The sequence below is a fragment of the Ectobacillus sp. genome (assembly GCF_056992975.1).
The window spans coordinates 1-2,199 of the sequence record NZ_JBXKMX010000044.1; the positions used below are offsets into that span (position 1 = coordinate 1).

The 2,199-nt window shown below is 39.4% G+C and carries 2 protein-coding genes and 1 other RNA gene; 2 read left to right on the plus strand and 1 reads right to left on the minus strand.

What is annotated here, in order from left to right; genetic code table 11:
* Window positions 1–872, minus strand: an 872-nt coding sequence (locus AC11ZT_RS01845) for a thioredoxin domain-containing protein (protein WP_484057975.1), incomplete at its 3' end; no start/stop codon positions are given.
* Between the two features lie 344 nt (window positions 873–1,216).
* On the opposite strand from AC11ZT_RS01845, the gene rnpB reads away from it, so the two are divergent.
* Window positions 1,217–1,600: RNase P RNA component class B (gene rnpB / locus AC11ZT_RS01850), an RNA gene on the plus strand.
* A 150-nt stretch (window positions 1,601–1,750) separates the two neighbouring features.
* On the plus strand, window positions 1,751–2,199 hold a 449-nt coding region (locus AC11ZT_RS01855; RefSeq protein ID WP_484057976.1), incomplete at its 3' end, for an acyl-CoA thioesterase.

Consider the following 2,199-nt stretch of genomic DNA (forward strand, 5'->3'; position numbering starts at 1 on the left):
TCATCATGAAGCAATTGGTAGCCTTCTGCATAGGCATGTAGCAACAACGCATTATCATACAGCATTTTTTCAAAATGTGGTACAAGCCATTCTTGATCGGTAGAATAGCGTGCAAATCCACCGCCAATATGATCATAGATGCCCCCATTAGCCAAGCCATCTAATGTTTTCTTGGCAAAGTGCAATGCCTGCTCATTACCTGTAAGAAGATGATAGCGAAATAAAAATGTAAGCATATGTGGAATTGGAAACTTCGGGGCATTACCAAATCCACCGTATATACTGTCAAAACTAGCAGCTAGCTGCTCAAATGTTTTATGTAAAACGGAAATATCTAGTTGATTGGACGTCAAGGAGGCCTTTTGCTGCAAAGCTTCTGTAATTTGCTCAGTAATTCCAGTAATCCGGTTCGGCTCGTTCGTAAAGGCATCATACAATTGCACAACAACATCCTGTAAGCCTGGACGATTAAAACGACTCTCCTTCGGGAAATACGTTCCGGCATAAAACGGCTTTTGATCCGGTGTCAAAAACACATTTAGCGGCCAGCCTCCTTGACCAGTCATCATTTGACAAACACGCATATAAATAGAATCAATGTCGGGGCGCTCCTCACGATCAACCTTGATTGCTACGAAACGATCATTGATGAGCTTAGCAACTTCTTCATCCTCAAAGGACTCATGCTCCATGACGTGACACCAATGGCATGTGCTATAACCAATACTTACGAACAGAGGCTTATTCTCACGCTTTGCTTTTTCAAATGCTTCTTCTCCCCATGGATACCAGTTGACTGGGTTATAAGCATGTTGTAGTAAATATGGTGATTTTTCAGTGATTAATCGATTGGGTTTCTGATTTGTCGGCAATTAGGCCACCTTCTTTCGTTTTAAAATCTTCATTATAAATACACCATTCTAGTTTACCTTAATTTACCGTTGACATACAAAAATAGTCCTTGTGATTTTCACAAGAACTATACAAATTATATTTTTATTTTCACGTTCGTAGTCAAATCTGACAATAACAGTATTCTTCGTTCAAGCCGTATGCCTCGATAATTCCTTACGAATTTTCCTTGTATTTTTTCAAAAAAATAATTTAGATTACAGTACATGATTGGCAAAATTGGAATTAAACTATTAATGATTTCTCCTGCTGATCTATGATATATTACCTTTTGTCGCTTCTGAACGACTTAAAATTGACATGAAATGGTGAGTAGTCGCGGTTCCTTTATAGGAGCTGAGGAAAGTCCAGGCTCGCACAGTGCTGAGATGCCTGTAGTGTTCGTGCCATCCGCAAGGGTGGGCAGTTGATTTTATATCGACTGACGGCGGTGAAATCATGCTAAGTCCTTTAGGATAAGCTGAAAATAACCTGAAAAGTGCCACAGTGACGCAGCTTTTCTGGAAATGGAAAAGATGAAACGGGTAAACCCCACGAGCGAGCAACCCAAAATAGGTAGGGGCATCATCCTGCGGGAAATGAACCTAACGGATGAATCGGCCATCGGTCGATAGTCAAATGACTGCTGCTTCTTGTACAAGGCTTGCTGCCGATTGTAGTACGGAAGTACAAAACCTGGCTTACAGCCATTTCATGAGCTGATTTTAACGTTTAAAGGAGTAGGATGATTAAGTAAAGGATCGGATTATCTAAACTATATGGACTTTTTCAGTATCCCCTTTGAATTGGAGAGAGAATGTGAAATGTGAGTAAAAAGTAGTATAATTTACTACATTACATTAAAAAAGCAAGGGGTGCAGATGAATTGGAACCAAAATATTGCAAAGACAGTAAATCCATTAAAACAAGTCGTGTTTTTCCAAATGATACGAACAGTTATGAAACATTATTTGGAGGACGCTTAATGAGCTGGATAGATGATGTTGCTTCAATAGCAGCCTCCAGACATTCTAGAAGAGATACTGTTACAGCCTCAACAGACTCTGTTGACTTTTTAAACCCCATTACAAAAGCAGATGCTGTATGTTTAGAAGCATACGTAACATGGACAGGTAGAACTTCTATGGAAGTGTTCGTTAAAATAATAGCTGAAAATTTACTTACAGAGGAACGTAGAATTGCAGCAACGAGCTTCCTAACTTTCGTTGCTATTGGAACAGACGGAAAGCCAACAGAAGTTGCACAAGTCATTCCTGAAACAGAAGAAGAAAAATATTTACATACAAC